Origin of the sequence: Clostridium minihomine (assembly GCF_900240385.1) — a bacterium.
In the GTDB taxonomy this organism is placed as follows: Bacteria; Bacillota; Clostridia; order Oscillospirales; family Acutalibacteraceae; genus Faecalispora; species Faecalispora minihomine.
Map to the genome: position 1 here is coordinate 532,540 of NZ_OEQH01000001.1, position 25,542 is coordinate 558,081.

The 25,542-nt window shown below is 45.3% G+C and carries 21 protein-coding genes; 13 read left to right on the forward strand and 8 right to left on the reverse strand.

Translation table 11 applies throughout. The annotated features are described in order from the left end of the window. Positions 1 to 153: 153 nt before the first annotated feature. From C1A02_RS02485 to guaA, 8 genes are all read left to right on the forward strand, one after another. On the forward strand, positions 154 to 1,230 hold the full coding sequence (locus tag C1A02_RS02485; RefSeq protein WP_101696880.1) for a carbamoyl phosphate synthase small subunit: 1,077 nt from the start codon (positions 154 to 156) through the stop codon (positions 1,228 to 1,230). Further along, positions 1,227 to 4,445: a carbamoyl-phosphate synthase large subunit gene (gene carB / locus C1A02_RS02490; protein ID WP_101696614.1), complete on the forward strand. Its 3,219-nt coding sequence runs from the start codon at positions 1,227 to 1,229 to the stop codon at positions 4,443 to 4,445. The genes C1A02_RS02485 and carB overlap by 4 nt, the downstream gene beginning before the upstream one ends. A gap of 220 nt (positions 4,446 to 4,665) precedes the next feature. Then, positions 4,666 to 5,370 (forward strand): phosphoribosylaminoimidazolesuccinocarboxamide synthase, encoded by a 705-nt coding sequence (gene purC / locus C1A02_RS02495; protein ID WP_101696615.1) that lies wholly within the window; start codon positions 4,666 to 4,668, stop codon positions 5,368 to 5,370. A 44-nt stretch (positions 5,371 to 5,414) separates the two neighbouring features. Next, entirely contained in the window at positions 5,415 to 6,866 is a 1,452-nt protein-coding gene (gene purF, locus C1A02_RS02500; protein ID WP_101696881.1) for an amidophosphoribosyltransferase, read from the forward strand. A gap of 23 nt (positions 6,867 to 6,889) precedes the next feature. Next, positions 6,890 to 8,320 carry an adenylosuccinate lyase gene (gene purB, locus C1A02_RS02505; protein ID WP_101696616.1) on the forward strand — a complete coding sequence of 477 codons (1,431 nt, stop codon included), beginning with the start codon at positions 6,890 to 6,892 and terminating at the stop codon, positions 8,318 to 8,320. Positions 8,321 to 8,474: 154 nt separating this feature from the next. Beyond that, positions 8,475 to 9,752, forward strand: a complete 1,278-nt coding sequence (locus tag C1A02_RS02510) for an adenylosuccinate synthase (protein WP_101696617.1) — start codon at positions 8,475 to 8,477, stop codon at positions 9,750 to 9,752. Between the two features lie 111 nt (positions 9,753 to 9,863). After that, a complete protein-coding gene (gene glmS, locus C1A02_RS02515) occupies positions 9,864 to 11,690 on the forward strand; it encodes a glutamine--fructose-6-phosphate transaminase (isomerizing) (RefSeq protein ID WP_101696618.1) in 1,827 nt (608 codons plus the stop codon). 15 nt (positions 11,691 to 11,705) lie between these two features. Beyond that, complete coding sequence (guaA, locus tag C1A02_RS02520) at positions 11,706 to 13,241, forward strand: glutamine-hydrolyzing GMP synthase (protein ID WP_279385495.1); 1,536 nt, start codon at positions 11,706 to 11,708, stop codon at positions 13,239 to 13,241. 333 nt (positions 13,242 to 13,574) lie between these two features. Here guaA and C1A02_RS02525 read toward each other — a convergent pair whose 3' ends face one another. The 5 genes from C1A02_RS02525 to C1A02_RS02545 form a co-directional block, all read right to left on the reverse strand. Then, positions 13,575 to 14,228: an ABC transporter ATP-binding protein gene (locus C1A02_RS02525; protein ID WP_101696620.1), complete on the reverse strand. Its 654-nt coding sequence runs from the start codon at positions 14,226 to 14,228 to the stop codon at positions 13,575 to 13,577. A gap of 18 nt (positions 14,229 to 14,246) precedes the next feature. Then, a complete protein-coding gene (locus C1A02_RS02530) occupies positions 14,247 to 15,104 on the reverse strand; it encodes a hypothetical protein (protein WP_101696621.1) in 858 nt (285 codons plus the stop codon). Beyond that, positions 15,097 to 15,882 (reverse strand): hypothetical protein, encoded by a 786-nt coding sequence (locus C1A02_RS02535; RefSeq protein WP_101696622.1) that lies wholly within the window; start codon positions 15,880 to 15,882, stop codon positions 15,097 to 15,099. Before C1A02_RS02535 ends, C1A02_RS02530 begins: the two co-directional genes overlap by 8 nt. A 17-nt stretch (positions 15,883 to 15,899) precedes the next feature. Then, complete coding sequence (locus C1A02_RS02540) at positions 15,900 to 17,045, reverse strand: hypothetical protein (protein ID WP_101696623.1); 1,146 nt, start codon at positions 17,043 to 17,045, stop codon at positions 15,900 to 15,902. 72 nt (positions 17,046 to 17,117) lie between these two features. Further along, on the reverse strand, positions 17,118 to 17,504 hold the full coding sequence (locus C1A02_RS02545) for a hypothetical protein (protein WP_101696624.1): 387 nt from the start codon (positions 17,502 to 17,504) through the stop codon (positions 17,118 to 17,120). Positions 17,505 to 18,624: 1,120 nt separating this feature from the next. Between C1A02_RS02545 and C1A02_RS02550 the strand changes: the two genes are divergently transcribed. The 5 genes from C1A02_RS02550 (at position 18,625) to C1A02_RS02575 (ending at position 22,483) form a co-directional block, all read left to right on the forward strand. Then, on the forward strand, positions 18,625 to 19,239 hold the full coding sequence (locus C1A02_RS02550; protein ID WP_101696625.1) for a MarR family winged helix-turn-helix transcriptional regulator: 615 nt from the start codon (positions 18,625 to 18,627) through the stop codon (positions 19,237 to 19,239). Further along, positions 19,236 to 20,219: a cation diffusion facilitator family transporter gene (locus C1A02_RS02555; RefSeq protein WP_101696626.1), complete on the forward strand. Its 984-nt coding sequence runs from the start codon at positions 19,236 to 19,238 to the stop codon at positions 20,217 to 20,219. Before C1A02_RS02550 ends, C1A02_RS02555 begins: the two co-directional genes overlap by 4 nt. Further along, positions 20,164 to 20,532: a metal-dependent transcriptional regulator gene (locus tag C1A02_RS02560; protein ID WP_164997134.1), complete on the forward strand. Its 369-nt coding sequence runs from the start codon at positions 20,164 to 20,166 to the stop codon at positions 20,530 to 20,532. Before C1A02_RS02555 ends, C1A02_RS02560 begins: the two co-directional genes overlap by 56 nt. Positions 20,533 to 20,936: 404 nt before the next feature. After that, positions 20,937 to 21,191: a TIGR03905 family TSCPD domain-containing protein gene (locus C1A02_RS02570; protein WP_101696629.1), complete on the forward strand. Its 255-nt coding sequence runs from the start codon at positions 20,937 to 20,939 to the stop codon at positions 21,189 to 21,191. A 293-nt stretch (positions 21,192 to 21,484) separates the two neighbouring features. Then, on the forward strand, positions 21,485 to 22,483 hold the full coding sequence (locus C1A02_RS02575) for a LacI family DNA-binding transcriptional regulator (protein ID WP_164997135.1): 999 nt from the start codon (positions 21,485 to 21,487) through the stop codon (positions 22,481 to 22,483). 51 nt (positions 22,484 to 22,534) lie between these two features. Here C1A02_RS02575 and C1A02_RS02580 read toward each other — a convergent pair whose 3' ends face one another. The 3 genes from C1A02_RS02580 to C1A02_RS02590 all read right to left on the reverse strand — a co-directional run bounded on the left by C1A02_RS02580 (position 22,535) and on the right by C1A02_RS02590 (position 25,539). Further along, the gene (locus tag C1A02_RS02580; protein WP_101696631.1) at positions 22,535 to 23,284 is read right to left on the reverse strand and encodes a sulfite exporter TauE/SafE family protein; all 750 of its coding nucleotides are present in this window, start codon (positions 23,282 to 23,284) and stop codon (positions 22,535 to 22,537) included. Positions 23,285 to 23,559: 275 nt separating this feature from the next. Further along, positions 23,560 to 24,678, reverse strand: coding sequence for an iron-containing alcohol dehydrogenase (locus C1A02_RS02585; protein ID WP_164997136.1), 1,119 nt, complete (start codon positions 24,676 to 24,678; stop codon positions 23,560 to 23,562). Between the two features lie 72 nt (positions 24,679 to 24,750). Continuing rightward, positions 24,751 to 25,539: a 5-deoxy-glucuronate isomerase gene (locus C1A02_RS02590; RefSeq protein WP_101696633.1), complete on the reverse strand. Its 789-nt coding sequence runs from the start codon at positions 25,537 to 25,539 to the stop codon at positions 24,751 to 24,753. Between the last annotated feature and the right edge of the window lie 3 nt (positions 25,540 to 25,542).

Genomic DNA, 25,542 nt, shown 5'->3' on the forward strand with positions numbered 1-25,542 from the left:
ACTCTCAAAACAGTCAGCCGGACAGGTTCCGGTGACAGGGCTTCCCGGCGGGCAAATGAGCAAAAACACAGTAGATCATTCCCCGCGCTGTGGTATGTCGCGCGCTGCCACAGCGTATCTGAAAAAAGCGGCGCGAGAAATGGTGGTTATAAAGTGAAAGCATTATTGATGTTGGAAAACGGAATGACCTTTGAGGGTCAAGGCTTTGGCGAGCCCCGTGACGTTTTGTGTGAAGTGGTTTTTAACAGCGCCATGTGCGGGTATACCGAATTGCTGACCGACCCTTCCTATGCGGGTCAGGGCGTCGTCATGACATACCCCATGATTGGAAATTACGGGATTTGTTACGAAGATGCAGAGTCCGACCGGCCTTGGGTGGAAGCATTTATCGTACATTCTGTTTCCGGAATCGCCAGTAATTTTCGCTGCGATATCGACCTGGACGGATATCTGAAAAACAACCACATTCCCGGAATCAGCGGGGTGGATACCCGCGCGCTGACCCGGTGCCTGAGGGACAGCGGAACCATGCGCGGCATGATCTGCTTTGGCGATTCCATCAATCGGGAAGAAATGAAACGAAAAATTGCGGAATACAGCGCTGTGGGCGGGGTTTCTTTGGTCAGCACCAAGCAGCCCCGGGATTTTGGAAATGGGTCAGTAAAAGTGGCACTCATTGATTACGGCACCAAACAGAACATTGTGCGCTCTTTAACACGCCGTGGCTGCACTGTGCGGTGTTTCCCCAACCACACGCCTTTTGAGGAAATTAAGGCATGGAATCCAGATGGCGTGATGCTGTCCAACGGCCCTGGGGATCCCAAAAACTGCATGAATGAGGTTCGGGAACTGAAAAAGCTGTATGACAGCGGAATTCCCACCTTTGCCATCTGTATGGGTCACCAGCTTCTGGCACTGTCTCAAGGGGCAGACACCTTTAAGCTGAAATACGGCCACCGGGGTATCAATCACCCGGTAAAGGAACTGAAAACCAACCGGGTTTACATTACTTCGCAGAACCACGGCTATGTGGTGGATGCCAAAACAGTGGATCCTGCCATAGCAGAATTAAGCTTTGTCAGCATGAATGACCAAAGCGTGGAAGGTCTGGATTATAAAAACGGCCGGGCGTTTTCGGTGCAGTTCCATCCGGAGGCAGCCTCCGGCCCGCTGGATACAGGATTTTTGTTCGACCGGTTTATGGATTTGATGGGAGGGAGCCGCATATGAGTAAACTTAGCAGCATTCAGAAGGTAGTAATCATCGGTTCCGGCCCCATTGTAATTGGACAAGCCGCTGAATTTGACTATGCAGGAACTCAGGCTTGCCGCGCTTTGCGGGAAGAAGGGGTAGAGGTGATTCTGGTTAACTCGAACCCGGCTACCATCATGACCGACGGCGAAATTGCCGATAAGGTCTACATTGAGCCTTTGACCATTGATACCTTGAAGAAAGTTATTTTAAAAGAAAATCCGGACAGTGTTCTTCCTACTTTGGGTGGGCAGAATGCGCTGAATCTGGCGGTAGAGCTGGAAGAATCCGGATTCCTGAAAGAAAATAATGTCCGTATGATTGGCACCAACGCCGATACCATCCGCATGGCAGAGGACCGGGAACTGTTTAAAGAGGCCATGGCTCGCATCCAGCAGCCCTGCGCGGAAAGCGAGATTGCCGAAACGGTAGAGGACAGCGTGCTGATTGCGAAACGCATCGGTTACCCGGTGGTTATCCGCCCCGCCTATACACTGGGCGGAAGCGGCGGCGGTATTGCTTATACCGAAGAGCAGCTTCGTGCCATCTCTTCTTTGGGTCTGCACCGCAGCCGTGTGAATCAGGTCTTGATTGAGCGCTGCATTTCCGGCTGGAAAGAAATCGAGTACGAGGTTATCCGGGACAAAAACGGCAACTGCATCACTGTCTGCAACATGGAAAACTTTGACCCGGTTGGCGTGCATACCGGCGATTCCATCGTGGTGGCCCCTTGCCAGACCTTGGGGGATAAGGAAATCCAGATGCTGCGTTCCGCTTCCATCGCCATTATTAACGAACTGAAGGTAGAAGGCGGCTGCAACGTGCAGTTTGCACTGAATCCCGAAAGTTTTGAATACTGCGTTATTGAAGTGAACCCCCGCGTCAGCCGTTCTTCGGCATTGGCCTCAAAAGCCACGGGCTATCCCATTGCAAAGGTTGCATCCAAAATCGCTTTAGGGTATACTTTGGATGAAATTGAAAATGCAATCACAAAGAAAACCTATGCCTGCTTTGAGCCCACTTTGGACTATTGTGTAGTGAAGATTCCCAAATGGCCCTTTGATAAATTTGTTCATGCCCGCCGCAGCTTGGGAACCCAGATGAAAGCCACTGGCGAAGTGATGGGCATCGCCCCAACTTTCGAAGCTGCTCTCATGAAGGCGATTCGCTGCCTGGAGCAGAACATGTATGACCTGACCGATGCAGAGCTGGACGGCATTTCGGATTTGGATGTGTCTGAACGGATTCACGCAGTAGATGACCGCCGTTTGTTTGCGGTAGCAGAAGCATTGCGCCGTGGTTTTGCCATCGAGAAAATTCACAGTGTCACCAAAATTGACCGCTGGTTCCTGCAAAAACTAAAATCTATCATTGCGGTGGAAAAACGACTGGCGAACGAGCCGATGTCCAAAGAGCTTTTGTGGAAGGCCAAGTCCTTCGGTTTCTTGGATGAAACGGTGGCGAAGTTCTCCGGCATCAGTGCGGAAGAAATTCGTGCACTGGAACAGAAGTGGGATATCTGCCCCGTTTACAAAATGGTAGATACCTGTGCTGCGGAATTTGAGGCGGAAACCCCCTATTACTACTCCACCTATGGAGCAGAGAATGAGTCCAGACCTCAATCCGACCGCAAAAAAATCATGGTTATCGGTTCCGGACCCATCCGGATTGGACAGGGCATCGAGTTTGACTTCTGCTCGGTTCACAGCGTGTGGGCACTGCGTAAGCTGGGCTATGAAACCATTATCGTCAACAACAACCCGGAAACGGTCAGTACAGACTTTGACATTGCGGATAAGCTGTACTTTGAACCCTTGACTCCGGAAGATGTAAAGCATATTGTGGAACTGGAAAAGCCCGATGGCGCTGTGGTGCAGTTTGGCGGACAGACTGCCATCAAGCTGGCGGGTGCCATTGAAAAAATGGGTGTTCCGCTTCTTGGCACCAGCTTTGACAGCATTGACGCGGCAGAGGATAGGGAGCGCTTTGACGCGATTCTTGCGCAGTGCGGAATTCCCCATGCTGCGGGCCGCATGGTGTTCACCTGCGACGAAGCACTGAAAGCCGCAAGTGAGCTGGGGTATCCGGTGCTGGTTCGCCCCTCCTATGTTCTGGGCGGACAGGGTATGAATATCGCTTACAGCGACGAGGACATCCGCGAGCAGATTGGCATCATCAATACCATTGCCCAGGAGCATCCCATTCTGGTGGACAAATACCTGATGGGTGTGGAGGTAGAGGTAGACGCTGTCTGCGACGGCGTGGATACCATGATTCCCGGCATCATGCAGCATGTGGAGCGTGCTGGCGTTCATTCCGGTGACAGTATCTCGGTGTATCCTGCACAGGGACTGTCTCAAAAGATTGAAGACACCATTGTGGATTATACCCGAAAGCTTGCTTTGGCGCTAAAGGTAAAGGGGCTTCTGAATATTCAGTTTATCGTCAAAGATGATGAAGTATATATTATCGAAGCCAACCCCCGTTCTTCCAGAACGGTGCCTTATATCAGCAAAATTACCGATATCCCGATTGTTCACTTGGCGGTGCGCACTTTCTTTGGCGAGACTCTGCCGGAGATGGGATACGAATATGGCCTGCATCCCGCAAAGGCTTTGATTGCCATAAAGATGCCCGTCTTTTCGTTTGAAAAGCTTTATGGCGCAGATGTCAACCTGGGGCCGGAGATGAAATCCACCGGCGAGGTTCTGGGAATCGCCAGAACCTTTGAAGAAGCCATGATCAAAGCCTTCCAGGGTGCGGGTATGCACCTTTTGACCAACGGCAATGTGATTATTACCGTAAAGGATCAGGATAAGGAAGAGGTCGTTCCGCTGGCCAAAGGTCTGCATGAATTGGGGTGGACCATCTATTCCACCGAGGGAACTTCTCGCTATCTGGAAGAAAAGGGCATCCCCAATGTCCGCCTAAATAAGGTGGGAGGGGAAACGCCGGATATTCTGGATGTCATCCTGTCCGGCACCATTGATTTGGTCATCAACACACCCTCAAAGGGCGTGGAGCACCGTCGTGATGGATTCCTGATTCGCCGCAATACGGTAGAAGCGGGAATTCCCTGCCTGACTTCGCTGGATACCGCCAACGCATTCCTGCGCTGCGTACAGCATGTTGAAAACACCAATCTCTCCGTTGTAGATATAACGAAGGTTTCTACCTTTTTGGTATTCCTGTAAGAATATAGCCTGAGGGCTTATCTAGAAAAAGTTGCTGCTTTGTGCCCGGCTAAATTGGCACTGCCCGCAAATATTCGGTTTTCCCAGAAATGGGTATGACCCCCTTTGCGGGCTTGCCGCTTTTGCCCGGCGGCCTAACCGTAAGAATACTCTGGTCTGCGGTGCGTATTTTATTTGGAAAGTGCCGCTTAATGTGATTAAAATACAGGGGGAAAGAATCATGCAAAAAGGAAATTTACTGTACGAGGGAAAAGCGAAAAAGGTTTATGCTACGGACGAGCCCGGTTACTGCATTGTGTCTTACAAAGACGATGCCACTGCTTTTAATGGCCTGAAAAAAGGAACCATTGTAGGCAAGGGTGTAGTAAATAACCGCATGTCCAATTTTATGTTCCAAAAGCTGGAAGAGGCCGGGGTTCCCACTCACTTTGTGGAGGAGCTCAGCGAACGCGAAACACTGGTGAAAAAGGTGGAAATTGTGCCGCTGGAAGTGATTGTCCGCAACAAAGCGGCTGGCAGCCTGGCAAAGCGCCTGGGCCTGGAGGAAGGCACCCCCATGCGGATTCCCGTACTGGAATTCTGCTATAAGAACGATGAATTGGGCGATCCCATGGTAAACGAGTATCATATTTTAGCGGCAGAGTTTGCCACAAAAGAAGAAGTGGATACCATCAGCGCCATGGCTTTGAAAGTAAATGAAATCATGTGTGAATTTTTCCGTGCTGTCAATATTGAGCTGATTGACTTCAAACTGGAATTTGGCCGCTTTGAGGGCAAGATTCTTCTGGCCGATGAGATATCGCCCGATACCTGCCGTTTTTGGGACATCCACACCCACGAAAAGTTGGATAAAGATCGTTTCCGCCGAGATATGGGCGGTGTAGAGGAAGCATATGCCGAAGTGATGAAACGGATTGGCCTGTAAGGAATATAGCTTACTTTATTTAGGATGGTGAGGATTTGAATTTGGTGACGGATTTTGAAGAAAACTCCTGGAAACCCCATGAAGAATGTGGGGTGTTTGGGATTTACAGTAAGAACGCAGGCGAGATTCCGCCTGCGTATGCCTGTTATAATGGCCTTTTGGCTTTGCAGCACCGGGGTCAGGAAAGCTGCGGCATCGCAGTTAATGACAAGGGTGTGATTTCCTATTCCAAAAACATGGGGTTGGTGTCCGAGGTGTTCAGCGATTCAGTACTGAATCGGCTGCAAGGCCACATTGCCCTTTCTCATGTACGCTATTCCACCTCTGGCGACAGTGTTCGCGAAAACGCCCAGCCTTTGGTTATGCGCTATATTAAAGGCACTTTGGCCATTGCCCACAACGGCAACCTGACCAACGCGTATGAGCTGCGCAAAGAACTGGAGAAAAACGGCTGCATTTTTCAGACCACCATCGATTCCGAGGTAATCGCCTATATGATCGCCCGGGAGCGGATTGGAGCGGCCTCTATTGAAGAAGCGGTGCACCGAGCCATGCAAAAAGTTGAGGGTTCTTTCTCCCTTTTGGTCATGAGCCCCCAAAAGCTGATTGCGGTGCGTGATCCCAACGGATTCCGTCCTTTGTGTATGGGGAAAATCGGAGAAGACATCGTCTTTGCTTCTGAAAGCTGTGCGCTGGACGCAGTGGGCGCAGAATTTGTCCGGGATGTTGAGCCGGGCGAACTGGTGGCTGCAGGCCCCAGCGGACTGAAATATCTGCAAAGCCCTGCCAAAGCAAAACGGGCTTTGTGTGTGTTTGAATACATTTATTTTGCCAGAACCGACAGCAAAATTGACGGCCTTGGCGTTTATGAAACCCGAAAAGAGGCCGGCCGCCTGCTGGCGCGGCAAAGTCCGGTGGAAGCGGATGTGGTCATCGGTGTGCCGGAATCAGGCATCGATGCCGCCATCGGCTACAGTGAGGAATCGGGGATTCCGTACCAAAAGGGAATCGTAAAAAATTCCTATATTGGCAGAACCTTTATCAAGCCCACCCAGTCAGAGCGGGAACGCAGCGTGCGGATTAAGCTGAACGCGCTGGAGAGTGAAGTGCGGGGCAAACGGGTGGTTCTTCTGGATGACTCTATTGTGCGCGGCACCACCAGCGGGCGCATTGTATCCATGCTGAAAGAGGCCGGAGCCAAAGAGGTTCACCTGCGAATCAGCTCACCGCCTTTTTTGTGGCCCTGTTACTATGGCACAGATATTCCCACCAAGGAAGAACTGATTGCCTGTCAGCATACTACAGAGGAAATCGCAGAAATGAATTTTGCGGATTCCCTTGCCTTTTTGTCGCTGGAGCATTTGCCCAGCATGTTAAAAAATCGATGCACCGGTTATTGCGACGCGTGTTTTTCCGGTGAGTATCCCACTGAAATCCCGGATTATATGCGGGACAATAAGCCTAATGATTACTGTACGCCGATTCAGCGGCTGTAAAATACCGGTTGGAGGTTGCAGCATTGAAAAATACCTATGAATCCCCTTTGTCGGCACGCTATGCAAGTGCCGAAATGAAATTTTTGTTTTCTCCCGATAAAAAATTCCGTACCTGGCGCCGCCTGTGGATCGCCTTAGCGGAATCCGAAAAAGAGTTGGGGCTGCCTGTGACGCAGGAGCAAATTGACGAGATGCGTCAGTTTGCCGATGATATCAACTATGACGTGGCCCAGGCTCAGGAAAAAATTGTGCGCCATGACGTGATGGCTCATGTACATGCCTTTGGGGTACAATGTCCCAAGGCACACCCCATCATCCATTTGGGCGCTACTTCTTGCTATGTTGGAGATAATACCGATATTATCGTTATGACAGAAGCGCTGCGTCTGCTGCGGGACAAGCTGGTAGGTGTTATTCGCGTGCTTTCTGATTTCGCCATGCGCTACCGGGAATTGCCCGCTTTGGCCTTTACCCATTATCAGCCGGCTCAGCCCACCACCGTGGGCAAGCGCGCCACCTTGTGGATTCAGGAATTGCTGATGGACTTAGAGGACGTGGAATACCAGCTGGGTAAAGCAAAGCTTTTGGGTTCTAAGGGAACCACCGGAACCCAGGCCAGCTTTTTAGAACTGTTTGACGGTGATTTTGAAAAGGTGAAAGAGCTTGACCGCAAAATTGCGGAAAAAATGGGCTATGAAGCTTGTTTTGCCGTGTCTGGTCAAACCTATTCCCGCAAGCTGGACAGCCAGATGCTGTCCCTACTTAGCGGCATTGCGCAAAGCGCCGCCAAATTTTCCAATGACATCCGTTTGCTGCAGCATATGAAAGAGATTGAAGAGCCCTTTGAAAAGGGGCAAATCGGTTCCTCTGCCATGGCCTATAAGCGCAACCCCATGCGCAGTGAACGCATTGCATCTTTGGCCCGCTATGTGATTGTGGACAGCCTGAACCCGGCCATTACCGCCGCCACCCAGTGGTTTGAGCGTACTCTGGACGATTCTGCCAATAAGCGCATCAGCATTCCCGAAGCATTTTTGGCGGTGGACGGTATTTTGGATTTGTACAGCAACGTGGCAGACGGCCTTGTGGTTTACCCTAGGGTAATCGAGCAGCATCTGCGCCGGGAGCTTCCTTTCATGGCAACGGAAAACATTATGATGGATGCCGTGAAGCGGGGGGCAGATCGCCAGCAGCTGCATGAGAGAATCCGTGTTCATTCCATGGAAGCGGCTCGGGTTATCAAAGAACAGGGCGAAGAAAACGATCTGCTGGACAGAATCGCGGCAGATGAAATTTTTGGAGTGACCAAAGAGGAATTGTCCACGCTGGTGGATCCTTCTCAGTACACGGGCTGCGCCGCAATGCAGACGCAGGAATTTATCAGCGCAGTGGTAAATCCAATTTTGAAAGAATATGATTCTATAGAAATAAAAAAAGCGGAAATCAATTTGTAAACAAAACGTAAAAATCGGGAAAGGTAAAAGAAAATCGTAGGCTTTTTACCGATTTTGTGGTATGATAATACAGGTTGAGCCAATGCCCAAATGCAAGCCGTGGGCAGAGAAATTAGATGGCTGGTGCGGCACCGGCGGAGAGTGAGCAGTTCTAATGGTAAAAGCAATAGTAGGCGCCAATTGGGGCGATGAAGGAAAAGGCAAAATCACCGATGTTATGGCAGCGCAGTCCGATATCGTTATTCGATACCAGGGTGGAAGCAATGCGGGACACACCATTATCAACCAATATGGTAAATTTGCATTGCATCAGCTTCCCTCCGGTGTGTTTTACGACCACATCACCAACATTATTGGCAACGGTGTGGCACTGAGCGTTGAAAAACTGATCAAAGAGCTGGATGCCCTGGTAGAACGTGGGGTTCCTGCACCGAAACTGATGGTTTCCGACCGGGTTCAGATCGTGATGCCTTACCATGTTGAAATGGATGCTCTGGAGGAAGCTCGTTTGTCCTCCAAATCCTTTGGTTCTACAAAATCCGGCATTGCGCCGTTTTACTCGGATAAATTTGCAAAAATCGGGTTTCAGGTCAGTGAACTGTATGATGATGAAGAACAGCTGAAGGCAAAGATTCAACAGGTTTTAGAAGTGAAAAATGTCCTTTATGAGAACCTGTACAAACAGCCGGCTTTGACTGTAGATTCCGTCTATGAAAAACTGATGGAGTATCGCCAGATGATCGATCCCTATGTGGCAGATACCTTTACATTCTTGCATCAGGCCGTAAAAGAAGGCAAGAATATTTTGTTGGAAGGCCAGCTGGGCGCTCTCAAGGATCCGGATTTCGGCATCTATCCCATGGTTACGTCTTCTTCCACTTTGGCAGGTTACGGCGCCGTAGGCGCGGGACTTCCGCCTTATGAGATCAAAGAAATCATTGCGGTTGTCAAAGCGTATTCCAGTGCTGTGGGTGCGGGCGAGTTTGTCAGCGAGATTTTCGGTGAAGAAGCGGATGAGCTTCGGCGCCGCGGCGGCGATGGCGGCGAGTATGGCGTGGTTACGGGCCGCCCCCGCAGAATGGGCTGGCTGGACTTGGTCGCTTCCCGTTATGGATGCCAGGCACAGGGTGCTACCAACGTAGCACTGACCGTTATAGACGTTTTGGGTTACCTCAAAGAGATTCCGGTTTGTGTGGCTTATGAACTGGACGGCAAGCAGATTGATTATTTCCCGCCCGCTTCTCAGCTGCGCCGCTGCAAGCCCGTGCTCAAAACCATGCCGGGCTGGGGCTGCGATTTGCGCGGAATTACCCGCTATGAGGATCTGCCGGAAAATGCCCGCCGCTATATTGAATTTGCGGAAGAGCAAATCGGTGTGCCGATTAAAATCGTGTCAAATGGTCCTTCTCGTGACGATATTATCTATCGGTAATATTGGAAACGGACAGTTTTGAAAGCAAAAGCGTCAACTGCAAAAATTAGTTGGCGCTTCTTCCTATTTTTAATTCCTTTATTACATCAGGGAAAGAAAGGTGGCAATCTTATGTGTGGAATCGTTGGTTACATCGGCGGTGACCAAGCAGCGCCTATATTACTAAGTGGATTGGAAAAGCTGGAATACCGCGGATATGATTCCGCAGGAATGGCGGTCTATACGGGGGATTCCTTGCAGATCGCAAAGAGCAAGGGGCGTCTGCAGGTGCTTCACGATTTGGTGGATGGCGGCAAAAAGCTGCCGGGTTCTGTCGGCATCGGCCATACCCGCTGGGCAACTCATGGCAAACCTTCGGATATCAATTCCCATCCTCAGGTCAGTAAATCCGGCAAATTTGCAGTGGTTCACAATGGAATCATTGAAAACTATCAGGAAATTAAGCAAAAGCTAATTCAGAAAGACGTAAATTTCGTATCCGAAACCGATACGGAAGTGGTGGCTCAGCTGTTGGAATATTATTATAAGGGCGATATTCTGGATGCCTTTATTAAGGTGATTTCCCGGTTGCAGGGTTCTTATGCATTGGGAATTCTGTGTGTGGATGATCCGGAAAAGCTTTATGCGGTGCGTAAAGACAGCCCGTTGGTGGTGGGTTTGGGCGAACATGAAAATTATGTGGCTTCGGATATTCCCTCCATTTTGAACTTTACCCGGGATTTTTATCGGCTGAAAGACAATGAAGTGGTAGAGCTGACTCGTCAGGGCGTTAAAATCTTCAATATGGAGAAAGAACCCATTGAAAAAGAGCTGGTTCATGTGGACTGGGATCTTTCCGTTGCGGAAAAAGGCGGCTATGAGCACTTCATGTTTAAAGAAATCATGGAGCAGCCGAAAGCACTTCGGGACACGATTTCGCCCCGCATCAAAGATGGCCGAATTGTGCTGGATGACGTGACCTTAACGGCAGAACAGCTGAAACAGTTCAACCGAATCAGTATTGTCGCCTGCGGTTCCGCCTATCATGTGGGCGTTGTGGCAAAATATGTGATTGAAAAATTGACCCGCATCCCGGTAGAAGTGGATGTGGCATCGGAATTCCGTTACCGCCAGCCCATTCTGGACAGCAATTCTTTGGTGATTGTCATCAGTCAGTCCGGCGAAACAGCGGATACGCTGGCCGCTCTTCGGGAATCTAAGCGTTTGGGTGCAAGGGTGCTTTCTATCGTCAACGTGGTTGGCAGCTCTATTGCCAATGACTCAGATGATGTTTTGTATACTTGGGCCGGCCCCGAAATTGCCGTGGCAACCACAAAGGCATACAGCACACAGCTGGCAGTTGTGTATCTATTGGCGATTTATATGGCGGATTTGCTGGGCAAACTATCTGCTGAGGAATACGATGAGTATGTTCGTGAATTGCAGGCCTTGCCGGATAAGGTGGAGCAGGCTTTGCAGAACAAAGAAGATATTCAGTATTTTGCTTCAAAACATTTCAGTGCCAAAGATATTTTCTTTATCGGCAGAAATCTGGACTATGCGATTTCTATGGAAGGTTCACTGAAACTAAAAGAAATTTCTTATATCCATTCCGAGGCATATGCCGCCGGCGAACTGAAGCACGGCACCATCTCGTTGATGGAAGAAGGCACTTTGGTGGTGGCCATTGCCACTCATCAGCAGTTGTTGGAAAAAATGATGAGCAACGTGATTGAAGTCAGAAGCCGTGGCGCTTTGGTGCTTGGCCTGACCACAGAAGATAACGGACAAATTGAAAAGGATGTAGATTTCCTGTTCACCGTTCCGTCTGCCTGTGAAATCATGCGGCCGTCTTTGGCGGTGATTCCGCTGCAGCTGTTCTCGTATTATATGGCGTCCATGAAGGGCTGCGATATTGATAAACCGCGCAATCTTGCAAAATCTGTAACTGTGGAATAGGGGAGTTTTATGACGATTCATAATGAGGCTGTTTTAATTTTAGATTTCGGCGGACAGTACAGTCAGCTCATCGCGCGCCGGGTGCGTGACTGCCATGTGTATTGCGAAATCAGATCTTATAAAACACCGGTGGAACAAATTAAACAGGCGGGCTATAAGGGAATTATTTTCAGCGGCGGCCCCAACAGCGTGTACGATGACAATTCACCCCATTGCGGCAAAGAAATTTTTGAGCTGGGGATCCCGGTGTTGGGAATTTGCTATGGTGCACAGCTGATGGCGTTTGAGCTGGACGGTAAGGTGCAGCGTTCGGATGTGAAGGAATACGGTCAAACTCCGGTGGAGTTTGACCTGGCATCCGATTTGTTCCATGAAGTGGCTCAAACCAGTGTTTGCTGGATGAGCCATACGGATAAGATTGTGGAGCTGCCCGAAGGATTCCAGGTGCGTGCTACCAGCAGCGCCTGCCCGGTGGCCGCAATGGACAACCCCGAAAAGAAGCTGTATGCGGTTCAGTTCCACCCGGAAGTGGAGCATACGGCCCAGGGCAATGAGTATCTGAAAAACTTCTTGTACCGCATCTGCGGCTGCTCCGGCGACTGGCACATGGATGCCTTTGCGGCAGAAACTGTTCAGCAGCTGAAAGAAAAAATCGGAGAGAAAAAGGTGCTTTGTGCTCTGTCTGGCGGCGTGGATTCTTCTGTGGCTGCCGTTATGGTGCATAAAGCCATTGGCAAGAACCTGACTTGCATCTTTGTGGATCATGGCCTTTTGCGCAAAGAGGAAGGCGATCAGGTGGAGCAGGTGTTCCGCCAGCAGTTTGACATGAATTTAATTCGAGTCAATGCGCAGGAGCGCTTTTTGTCCCGTTTGGCGGGGGTATCCGATCCGGAAACAAAGCGCAAAATCATTGGCGAGGAATTTATCCGCGTCTTTGAAGAAGAGGCGAAAAAGCTGGGTCATATGGATTATCTGTGCCAGGGAACCATTTATCCCGATGTGGTGGAAAGCGGTGTGGGCGAGGCGGCCGTGATTAAGAGCCACCATAACGTGGGCGGTTTGCCGGATGATATCGGATTTACCGGCTTGGTAGAGCCTTTGCGTGACCTGTTTAAAGATGAGGTTCGCCGTGTGGGCCTGGAACTTGGAATTCCGGAATTCCTGGTTTGGCGTCAGCCGTTCCCGGGGCCGGGACTGGCGATTCGTGTGCTGGGTGAAATTACGAAGGACAAGCTGGATTTGTTACGCGAGGCCGACGCTATTTTCCGTGAGGAAATTGTCAATGCCGGTTTGGATCGGCAAATCAACCAGTATTTCGCTGTGTTGACCGGTCTTCAGAGTGTGGGCGTTATGGGGGATGGAAGAACTTACGATGCCACCGTTGCGCTGCGCGGTGTAACCACCACCGACTTTATGACAGCTGACTGGGCCAGAATCCCCTATGATCTTCTGGCCAAGATTTCGAACCGGATTATTAACGAGGTAAGCGGCGTAAACCGTATCGTGTATGATATTACGTCTAAGCCCCCGGCAACTATCGAGTGGGAATAAAATAAACAAAGCCACAAATCCAGCAAAAATGCGGGTTTGTGGCTTTTAATTATTTGGATAAATTTAGGAATGGTATTTGCGGGTTATGACAGTACAAACAAATAGAGCTTCCTGCTATTACGCTGTGGATGAGAAAGACATCCCTGACGGTAAATTTAAAACAGCACTTGAGCTATCCAAGATGATTTAAGGGATTATTACATAGCTTTCACAGATATCAGGCTTTTAGTTGCATCGACAGTAAACAGTTTAAAAAATATTGGACACTAGGATTTTAACTATATATAAATATAAACCATAAAATTTTATTGCTTTGTGACAAACGTTGTTCATTTACGGTATTTGTTTACTACGTTGTAATATACCATCGTCTATTTCATAGATGCAATCGCACAACAGTTCAATATCATCCTTGTTATGGCTGGCAAGCACAATCGTAATGCCTTCATTTCGTAATTGTAAAAAGAGCTCACGAATTTCTTGTACTCCTTGTTTATCAATTCCATTTAGCGGTTCATCAAGTAATAATACGGAGGGATTCTCCATAATAGCCTGTGCGATACCCAGCCTTTGACGCATCCCCAATGAATATTGGCTTACTTTCTTTTTACTGTCTGGATTCAATCCGACACGCTGAATCACAGCTCTAATTTGTTCCTTTGACACAACCCGGTTAATATCGGCAAGAAATTTTAAATTATGATACCCAGTGTAATTAGGCAGAAACCCCGGGGTTTCAATAATAATGCCCACGTTGGGAGCAATGTCCGTGTCTTTTCCCAACATCTTTCCGTTTACAGTGATTTTGCCCATACTAACGGGTGTGAGCCCACAAATACATTTGAGTAGCATGGTTTTTCCAGAGCCGTTGCGCCCAATTAGGCCATGTATTTTATTTTTTTCAAAGCGGATGGAAACATCCGATAGCACGATATGCTCGCCATACGTTTTAGTAACATTTTCCACCAAAATAGCATAATCCTTCATACATCTGACCTTCTCTCTTTAAACTGGACGAGAAATTCGTATTTCACGTTTGCGCACGGATAAAACTGCAATGGCGGCCAATACAATGATCGTACCCATACAAAACAAAAATGAATAGAGTATGGTTGGCTGCATATTTAACCCAGTTGTATCTAAAATGGTTAAACGCGCCATAGAAACGGGAGAAAAATGGTATATGAAGTCTGACATATCATTGTGTATTACGATATCAAGTAAAATAACAGCAGATCCGGCCGCCGCTCCCAGTGCCTGTCGATTACAATACAAATTGACGATAAATATGATAAGGCCCAATATAATTCCGACCAGCCACTCCAACAAAAAGCTGATTAAAAATGCTGATATAGGGGTATAGCGCAACTGTATCGCATAGTTAATGGGCAGTCCTATGTGAAATTCTTGAGCTGCTGAGGTCTGTGCCAGTGTACTAAGCACTTTGCCCCAATCATCTGTGTAAACAAGATTTGGAAAAAGAATAAGGCAAATAAGTATGTTGATAAAAAGAAAGTAAAGCGCGGTACTTACCACAATATAAAGCAGCTGCCCCAAAGTCCAATGAATGCGCCCGCTTCGGATAATCACATAAGGCTGGCCTTCATGAGCAAAAGGAGCATCACAAAATAATAAAACAATTCCAAACATCATGATTCTTTGTGTATAAGAATAGCTTGAAAGAAAAGGAAAGAGCCACGGGGAAACTCTATATCCGACGGCATTTGAAAAGGCTAAAATTGGATGCAGGAATTCCCACAAAAGAATAAACAATAAAGCCGCCAGTATAAAGATTCTTGGGTTGTTTAACCATCTTCGGATATTATTTGTTGCGATTGGAAGGTAGCTAGGAATCTTACGCATTTGATACCCTCCTTTTGACACTTTTCACAAATAGTAATCCTCCCAATAATAGTAGTGCAGCGAAAAAAAATACAGCGTACATGATATTAAATCCCACCCCTCCAAGTATAAAATTTGCCGCACCTAATTTTGATAACTGCAACCATGTTGGAAACTGGTAAGTAACCAATTTAAGTACATAAAAGCCAATGAATGGTATGAACACTGCAACAAAACGATTCGGAATATAGACAGAGGCACATAGACCCACTGTAGCCCAAAAACCATTGTGAAGGGATCGTAAAAAGAGATATATAATAAAATACAACACGAACTGCCCTTGTCCTAGCAATTGTCCTTCTAAGGTTGGCAGGGTTATGTACGGTTGTAAGTTTTCTGCGCTAGCATCTACCAAAGGATGATTAAGTGTAACTGGTAAGATAAATAAGGCCATACCTACCGTCGTTGCGAGACATGATGAAAAAAAGCAGGAAAAATATTTACTCACGGCATACCGCAAAGAACCGGACCTAGCAGCAACTAAGCGAATATATCCGCTGTCCCAATCACTGCAAAAGCTCATGGTATACGGTAATACACAAAATAAAAGTATTAAGTTATTTGTACCGCTGGCTGAACTGGCATATTGAACCATTAGCAATACATCGGTATTTTCTGAAATAACACTATGTGCTCCCCAAGAAAAAACGATCCATATTCCGATTACAGAAACAACAAAACTGATAGAAAAAATTGCACGCTTACAATCTGTAGCAATTAACTGTAAGGTTTGTTTCAAAACATCACCTTCTTTAATTAGGATATTTCTTTTCCTGTTACTGCATTGATTTGTACAACGGTTGTATGCGTAAATTCTTGACCGTCTTTTACATATGCTAAGTCAATGGAAAAAGACCATGCCGGAATCAGTTCCATTTCTTTATTGATAATTTCCCCCGTTTGTTTATCGGTACTGCCTCCAGTAATAACAGGTACATATACCAAAGAAATTCGTTTGACTGTCAATTCTTCATTTAATATAATTTTCTCATATTTTTGCTTCAAGGATTCCAATGCTTCCGCCATCGGAATCAATGTCTCTGGTTGCTTTTTTTCTAACTCCTCATATATAACCCCATCCACTTCAAGAGATTGTACGCCAGCTTTAGAAACAATTACAGTCACACGACTACCTTCCACCGCTACCTCTGAATTTTTAAAAGCATACGATTCTGAAGAAATCGGTAAACCATTGGATTCTATATCAAACACCATGTAGTAACTTTCGTCTTCTTCCGTCCATTGATCTTTCAGTTTTGTTTTTCCAATCTCTACGAAATAGTTATAATCTTCATCTTGAGTCAAAAGATCTTGCTTTTTCTGTAAGGATTTAGAATCCAGTGAATATATTTGTGGTGGTAAATGCGGTGTTATTCCTAGTTCTTCTATAATCATTGCTGCTTGTTCAATAGCCTTTTCACATGACAAGCCACTTAACTCTTTTTCTGTAAATATCTTTTTGTCTTTGTTTGAATCACTGTTAAACACCGATTTTATATATTGCCCTAAATTGGTATTGTATCTAATATAACCGGAACTACTTATGTCTAGTATCGCTTCACTGGAAATATAACGGCTTATGCCATCTCTTTGTTCTAATGATGCTTGTTGATTGTTAAAAAAAGTATGAACTACTTTCGTTTCATCAAACTTTTTTTCCTGCACAGATAAACTTGGAAAAGAGTCTGTTTTTGGTGAATTCACAATAGCATTCACTTTAAGTTTATCAGATAATATAGCCTGATAAGAATTTGAACTCGTTACAGCTTGTGATGATTCAGGTATAATGGAAATAGTAGAACTATTTTGGTGATCTTTCATTTCTTCTGTAGTAGAGCAAGCGGAAATAAATAAGAATACAAGCAAAGCAACCGTTATTATTCTAAATTTTTTATTTTTCATAATGTTCCTTTCTTATTAAAAAAATTAAGCCGGTTACGAGTATGCCGGCTTGATGAAACAGACATTGATTTATTACGGAGTCCAGCGCCCTTCTACCCAAACGCCTTGGGAAGAGCTGTCGTCTTGCTGGGCATTCAATCGATATGCACCACCAGATGATACTGATTGCCTATAATTTAGCGTAATCTTTCCTTCGGAGTTAACCCACTTGCTATTGGTATATTTTGTATTAGCACGATTTCTGACTTTGTACCATACCTTATCAGTACTAACAAAATTTCCATCAGTGGTATTTATATATGCCTTCTTTTCACTGTCATCCTTTGAATAATATCCTGTATAATCTAAATCTCCGGGATTTAATTCAAAGCTAAAGTACTCTGTAGTAGCCAATGCAGTAGTAGTTGCAAGTGACAATACCAAGGCAAATGCAGAAATGATTTTAGTAAGCTTGTTCATTATGGTACCTCCTAGTTTTTTAATATGTGAATCTCATATTCAGTGACTCGTATAAATAATGAGATTTTCACCACTATAAGTGATAATAAATATCTAAAAGGGTAAATAAAAACTATCAGCTCATTCAACGGTATTATTATTCTAAATGAGCCTCATCGTACACTGTGATAGATTCATAACGATTTTCTTTATCAACACCTTTGCATTCCTTGTGAGCGGATATGTATACCCTTTGCTGACATACAACGAACCGGAAAAATAAGAGTTTGATCGGAGAACTCAGGTTTGACCATGTTTTTACAGTAGTCCTGGTTCCATAATGGAACTATTATGTTATTGGATTGCGTTGGATTAATATTTGAATAACTCTTCTGCAGAAACTGTAAGTGCTCCAGATGAAAAAATAATACCTGTAAACATGGGTAACCTTTTTTGATAATTTTCATAGAACAACTTGTCCCTCTACTTATAAAACAACTTGAAAAGTTGTTTTGTGACATATTTCTATAAAATATTTTATTTATTTCGCTGAAAAATAATACTTTCGGCAATTTGAATCCGTTCATTTGTAGATTATAGATTCAGTAATATTATCAGAAAATTATTTGCAAAAGGGGACGGTGTGAGCGCCCCCTTATTCAGTGAAGCGACTTTTGGAATGGAGGTTTTCCGTATATCCAAAGTTGGCTTTTTGTATTCATGAGGGCCGTCACTGTACAGTGATGTCTTGGAATAGCTGATATTTTAAGTCTATATCATTTCAAAAAATCATATCAAAAAATGGGTGACTACTGCACCCATTTTTCATATGACACCGTTCGAGTTTTTCTTGGACAGGTGTCTTTTTATTTGCTTATTTTTCAGAAAAGCGCTTGTATAACTTGGGGCCAAATTGACCCGAAGTTGCAAGGGAGGAGGCACCCCCAAAATGTGCAAGTGTCAATATGTTTTACCTGCTTGTCGATTAGAACGTAGATTATCTGTTGCGATATTCTACGGTTTCGCAACAGATAAAAGCTATATTTAGGTACCTAAAATAATGCTTGACATCAGAAATATTACATGCTATTATCATGTTTATTAGGTACCTAATTTAAAACGTCTACGGAGGATTAATAGAATGAATGACAATAATTTTACTAACAAAGCTCCAAACCTTGTATCGGAAAAACTTTACTCACTCTTTCTACGTTGTTCCCATGCGTTAAGTCGTGGACATCATCAAAATACGGGAATGCATCCCAGCCAGCAAAGAGTGCTTTCATTACTGGCGTCCAGTGAGAAAATTACACAGCGTGAATTGCTGGATATCATGCAGATTCGCGCTGCTTCTTTGAGTGAATTACTGACTAAATTAGAGGGAAAAGGGCTTGTTAGCCGCACAAAAGCGGATGGAACGAAACGTGGTATTGATGTTGAAATAACTGATTTAGGCGAAGCTGTTGTTTCGGAATATGCTCATAATCATCAAGAGATCACAAATGAGCTGTTTTCAGCACTATCTGAAGAGGAACAACGGCTCTTGGTTCATTTATTAAGTAGACTGATTGAGGATTGGCATAATCGCAATCATGGCCCAAACAGTGGCAAAAATCACATGCATGAGCATGAAGAACAAATTCATCACGACCATCATCACGGTTCTAACCATTATGGTGAACCCACATTCCATAATGCACATGGCAGCAGAGAAAACCACCGGTGTGGTGGGAATAGAGAACAGGAGAATGAATGATTCCAGAAAGGGATTTAAGCGATATATGTGTTAGCAGCCGTCAGCAAGTCGGACAAAAGGCAGGCATTATCGGAATTATAGTGAATGCCTTTCTCTTTTCTATAAAGTTAATATTCGGCTTATTAAACAATAGTGTTTCCGTTATTGCAGATGGATTCAACAATCTGGGTGACTGTGCATCTTCTCTTGTGACCACAATTGGGTTTCGTTTCAGTGGGAAAACGACAGATGAAAAACATCCTTTCGGTTATGGCCGGATGGAGTATATTAGTGGATTTATTGTTGCCATGCTGATCATTATGACAGCTTTGTCTGTCGGAAAATCCGCTGTTGTGCATATGTTGCATCCAGAACAGCCTACGTTAACAATCGGGCTTTTCACCGTACAGATATTCGCGGTAGCAGTAAAATTAGCATTTGCTTTCTATATTCATGTTGTAAATCGCCAATTGGGTTCGGCGGCTTTAAATGCTGCATTGAAAGATAGTGTAGCTGATTCTGTTGTGACTGCGGTCACACTGCTATCATTACTTGCGTCGCCGTTCACAACGCTGCCTGTTGATGGTATTGCGGGCCTTATCGTTGCTATGATGATTCTTTGGGCTGGAATAACGTCGTTTAAGGAACATTTGGGTTTACTGCTTGGCAAATCTGCCAGCCCAGAAACATTGGAAGGTGTTTCAAATGCAGTTAAAAAATATGACTTTTTTTCTGGAATGAACGCGTTCTATTTATATGATTTTGGGCCAGAAAAACAAGTTGCATTTTTAAAAATTGTCCCGAAAGTAAGTCCGCACTTTAACGAGGTACAAAGTGCCATTAAGGAACTTACCGATCAACTAAAGCGTGATTATAATCTTGAAGTTACAATTTATTGGGATACTGCCCACTCTGAAAATAATAATTCCAGAAAGGAGCATGAAAATGGGAGCCGTGACTGTTTCCAAGGAAAATTACCTAAAAAGCATACTTCTAATTAAAAGAGAAAAAGGCTGCGTCCGTGCTTCGGAAATAGCTGCGTTAATGAATGTTACCCGCCCAAGTGTATCACATGCTGTCCATCAATTAGAACGTGAAAATTATATACACATTGATAGTGAAAAGAATATTTTGTTAACTCCAATCGGATTGAAAATAGCAACATCAGTCTTAGAACGGTATGAGGTATTCTATAAACTGCTTCTTTCTTTAGGTGTTCCAAATAGCATCGCTTCTATAGATGCTGGGCGAATTGAGCATGTTGTAAGTGAAGATTCATTTATGCTGTTAAAAAATATGATTGTGATAGAATAACCTGAAGAATGTAGTGGTAGCGTGATTATTTTAGTTGTTAATCTTTGTATCACCGTTCTTTCATATTGAGATTTAGAGGGAAATGTGATACAATATCCAAAATCGTGATAGTTATGATATGCCTGAAACTGAGGTGCATGAAAAGTACACGAAAGCCACTTCAATAAAAACATCCTTAAATTTGGACGGTGTTTTTGAGAATACAAATACCCAAAAGCACTGAAAATGAATTTGAAACAGAGTGAAAATAAAATAAATAGAGCCACGAATGCAGCAGAAATGCGGGTTTGTGGCTTTTAATATTGATTTGTGGTTCTGAAATGAAAAAGAGAAAATAATTTGCTGATAATGGAAAAAATTTGTTTTGGTGAAAAATAGACCGGATATCAGAATGGAGGATAACAATGTATCAATATATTCCACAAGGGGTATGTTCTAAAAAAATAGATTTTGATGTGGAAAACGGGCGCCTGAAAAATGTCCATTTTACCGGAGGCTGTCCCGGGAATTTACAGGGAATCAGCAGGCTGCTGGAAGATATGCCTGTTGAAGAAGCGGCGAAAAGACTGCGTGGGATTGTTTGCAGAAACAACACGTCATGTCCCGATCAACTGGCTGCCGCTTTGGATAAAATGATATTAAAAGGCGGCAAAGCATAGTAAGGCTTGTCCTTAAAAAGAATCAAATTCTGTATGTTTACGCAAGATTCTTAGTGCATGGGAAGATTCCTTTGTGTCCTGCAAAAGATTTCTTAGAAATAGTAATATTGGGGCAGGTGCGCCCGCATTACTCAAACATGGCGTTTCCTTTTGAATCTAGTTATTTGCTAAGATAGGTCTGCATTTTCCAGCAGTAAAAAGAGCTAAATTTCACGTTGACAAAGCAGAGTGTCAGGCGATATAATTTGGACATCTTTTGATTTTTCCAATCATGTTAATTGAGGTGTCGTATTGTGGGATTAACCATTAAAGACATTGCACAGCTTGCTGGCGTTTCTTATGGGACAGTATCCAGAGTGCTGAATAACCGGCCCGGTGTGAAACCGGAAACCAGGGCACATATACTTAAAATTATGAAGCAGCAGGGATATCAGCCCAACGCAATCGCCCGAAGTCTGGTAACAAAACAGAGTTACAGCATTGCGTTTATGGTGCCCGATATTTCTCATCCCTTTTTTGGGGGAATTGCTCTTTCTGTAGATAAAGAAGCTTATAAACGGGGATACAACACGGTGCTTTGCAATACCTATTATGATTTGGAAATGGAGCGGAAAAAGCTGGGATTTATTCAGGAAAAGCAAGTGGATGGGATTATCATGAAGCCTGCCTGTGAAACCGTGAATCAGTACAGCCATTTAAAAATCCCCAAAATTTTAGTCAGTCATATTGATGAGGAAGATACCAGTTATATTGATATTGAAAATGTTGCCGGTGGATTTATGGCGGCGGAACATCTGATTCGGTGCGGATATCAAAAAATATTTTATATTGGCGGCTCTAAAGAAGCCCTTTCGGTTCAGCTGCGCATACAAGGATTTAAAAAAGCGTTGGCAGCTTATCAATATTCGGCCGAAGAATCGTTAATTCATTATGGTGATAGTGAAAATACCATTCGCAGTGGGTATCAGGTAATGGATCGTCTGATTGCAGCAGGGCAGATTCCAGATGCGGTTTGCTGTTATAATGACCTGATTGCTTTGGGCGTGATGCAAAGAGCCGAAGAATCGGGGATTGTTCCCCCAAAACAGCTGGGCGTGATCGGATTCGACGACGGGGTGATGGCCTCGTTGCCGCAAATACGCCTGACCACTATTGCACAGCCCGTTGAAAAAATCGGGCAGCTGGCCACAGAAATGCTGATTCAGGCCATTGAAACGATGCCGGAAAATTATGTGCAGAAGATAACGCTTCGGCCAGAGCTGATTGTTCGTTCCACCACAGTCACTTTATAAAAAATAATACAAAGAAGAGGGAAGGCCATTTTGCCTTCCCTCTTCTTTGTATTACCATGGGATATCGAAAAAAGCTTTGATAAGCACGCTGGCGCCGCTCAGCATAAAAACGGCGATGGTAAGGCAGCGGATTGCGGTGTCGCTTACTTTTTTGTCCACCATAGAACCGGCCCACAGTCCTGCGGCCATGCCGGGCAATGCAATTAAGGTAAGAAGCAGTACTTCCCGGGTAATGACCCCACTGAAAAAGTAAACGATGAAGCGGAACAGGTTTTCAATCAAGAAAATAAAACAGATATTTCCTCGAAATTCTTCGCGGCCTTTTGCGACTCGTTCCACGTAAGCAACAAAGAATAAATTGATGCCGTAAAGTCCTGCTGTGATTCCCGAACAAAAACACACAACAGCCATTATAATCCGATTGGGGTGAATTGGTTTGGCTTGTTTTCGTGTGATCATCTCAAGGCCGATCGCTAGAATCAGAAGTCCTAATAACGCTTTTAAAAACCAGGAAGAACCATATTTTAGCAGCATGGCTCCCGGAATGACGCCGCATAAAATGCACAAGGCCATGGGAAGTGTGCTTTTTATGCAAAAGGCGTGCCGGTTTTTCCAGGACAGATAGGCGTTAACCGGTGTGCTGAAACACAGATTGGCCGGAGAGATCAGTTTGTTTTCCAAAAACAAAGCCAATAATGGGTTAGAAATTAAAGGATCGCCAAATCCGGCCAATCCTTTTACAAAAAAGGAAAGAAAAAGAATTAAGAAAACAAAAATAAAAAAGGATAAGGAAAGTTCCATATCTGGTTTTCCTCCATTGCTTGGTGGCTTTTCAGGGGCATTCCCCTTTTTAAAAGCGAGTTAGATGCAAAGCCGCTGCCGGGGAACAGCGGGCAAACGCTGCATTTAAAATCGAAAATGGATATAGTTAAGAGCGATAGGATTGCGGGAATGAAAAAACCCAAGTGGCTCCCCAATAAAGTTCGCAGGCTGTTGTCAAAAATTTGCCGCAATCCCACACTCTCTATAAAAACCTGTCTTTCCCCATTCATCGCAACACAGGGAGGAAAGAACGCTTATGATTGCATGCAGCGTATGTAAATCTGTTTTATCGTTTCTTCGGATAATTCCACCGGGTTGTTTTGAAGCAGACGCTGCTGATTTTGAATGACGGATGCGGCCATTTCAGCGCATTTCGCTTCGTCAACACCCAGTTCTTCTAAGGGCAGGCGAGTCAGAATATGATCCAGCAACGAGAAAAAAGGAACCCATACTTCTTGCCGGGATCTCAGTTGGAAAATATCTTTCAGCACATCCTCCAGGGGGCTTAAATCGGCTTTTAGCTCTCGGTATTTTTCAAATACCTTGGCAAACACCATATAATTGGCCTTCCCATGGGGAATGTGGTACTCTCCGCCAATCGGATAACTCAAAGCGTGAACTGCTGCACACCCGGCATTGCTGAAGGCGATTCCCGCCATGGTGCTGGCGGTTAGAAAGACCGACATGTTTTGGGGAAGCTGTTGTTTTTGGGACATGGCAATTTCCTGATAGCCTTTTAAAATCAGTTCGATGGCACTGCGCCCCATGGCGCGGGTAAAGGCGTTGGCTTTGGGTGATACATAAGATTCTACCGCATGAATCAGTGCGTCAATCGAGCTGGTGGCAAATACTTCATAAGGAAGCGTACTCAGTAAAGAGGGGATGAGTACTGCTTCATCGGCATATAAAGCGGGAACAGCCAGCCCGATTTTGGTATGTCTTTTCTTAAATTCGGCAATCGAAATTCCTGTCACTTCACTGCCGGTGCCGCAGGTGGTGGGAATTAAAATGAGTCTGCGTTTGCGGGGGAGTACATCGCCTTTTTCAAAAATTTCTTCGCAGGATAATCCATCCCCAAACACAAAAAGTTTTGAAATGTCAATTACGGTACCGCCGCCAATGGCGATGATTCGCTCGTATTGTTTGCCCCGAATAGCGCTGAGCATGGCATCTATCATTTCATCAGAAGGTTCCCCTTTGCCGTACTCTTCCTGATACAGGCAGTCGCAAGGGGCGTCCTGCCCATTCAGTTGGGGCTCTAATACATACCGGTTGGTAATAATCAGGTCACGAGCGCCTACTTTCCATTGGTCAAAAAAAGAAAGCAAGCTTTCACAGTCTGAAAGGGAAGGCTTTACGATAAAACTCATCATAATCTTGATTGCTCCTTTCATGGTTTTGTGTTCCCTTCCAGAGAGAATTCCGGAAGGGAACCGCAGGCACAGTTAAATATCTGGGAAATACTTGGCGTCTTTTTCGGCAACCCATGCGTGTTCCGGAACTACAGTCGTCACCAAATCGGCCTCTTCGCGCAGGCGGATGACCCAAATATAATACTCCGCATATCCGGGTGCCGTGGCCTGGCTGTGTGTCAGGCCGTTGGGCATTCCGGTCAGATCATTATTCCGGACTTTAAACACTTCATCGCCGATTTCTGCATAGCCATAACCGTTTTCGGGCAGGAATTTATAGAAATAAATCTCTGGCTCAATGTGAGAGTGGGGCGGATAGCTGGACCATTTGCCCGGGAAGCTGACAACTTCACCGATGAAGAAATTGGTTTCTGGGCAGGTGGAGCGGTCAAAGAACGTGCGGACAATGCGTGTGGAAGCTTCGTTCATCAGTCCGGCACCTCGTTTTTCAGAAGCGCACAGAAGATCCTGACTTTTCAGCAGGCGGGGCTGAAACTGTTTGGCGTTTGTGGTGCGCTGGATGGCAACTTCTGCAGATTGGGATTCGCACAGAATCTTCACATCGGTATTGCCGGGCACATGAAGCAGAATGGGATCCTCATGAAAGCAAGATTTTCGCTCCACGGTTTCTTGGTTTTTGCCCCACTGATAGGTGATTTTTCCGGTTATCAGCACATAAATGGATTCTTTTTCGGACTGAAAGGAAACGTTATCACCTTGTTTCATGCACTGAACGCCGAAATCCATATTCATGTCGGTATTTATTTCTTGTTTTACCATGGCGTTATAGCCATGAGACAAGCCGTTTGAGGTTAATTTCATTCA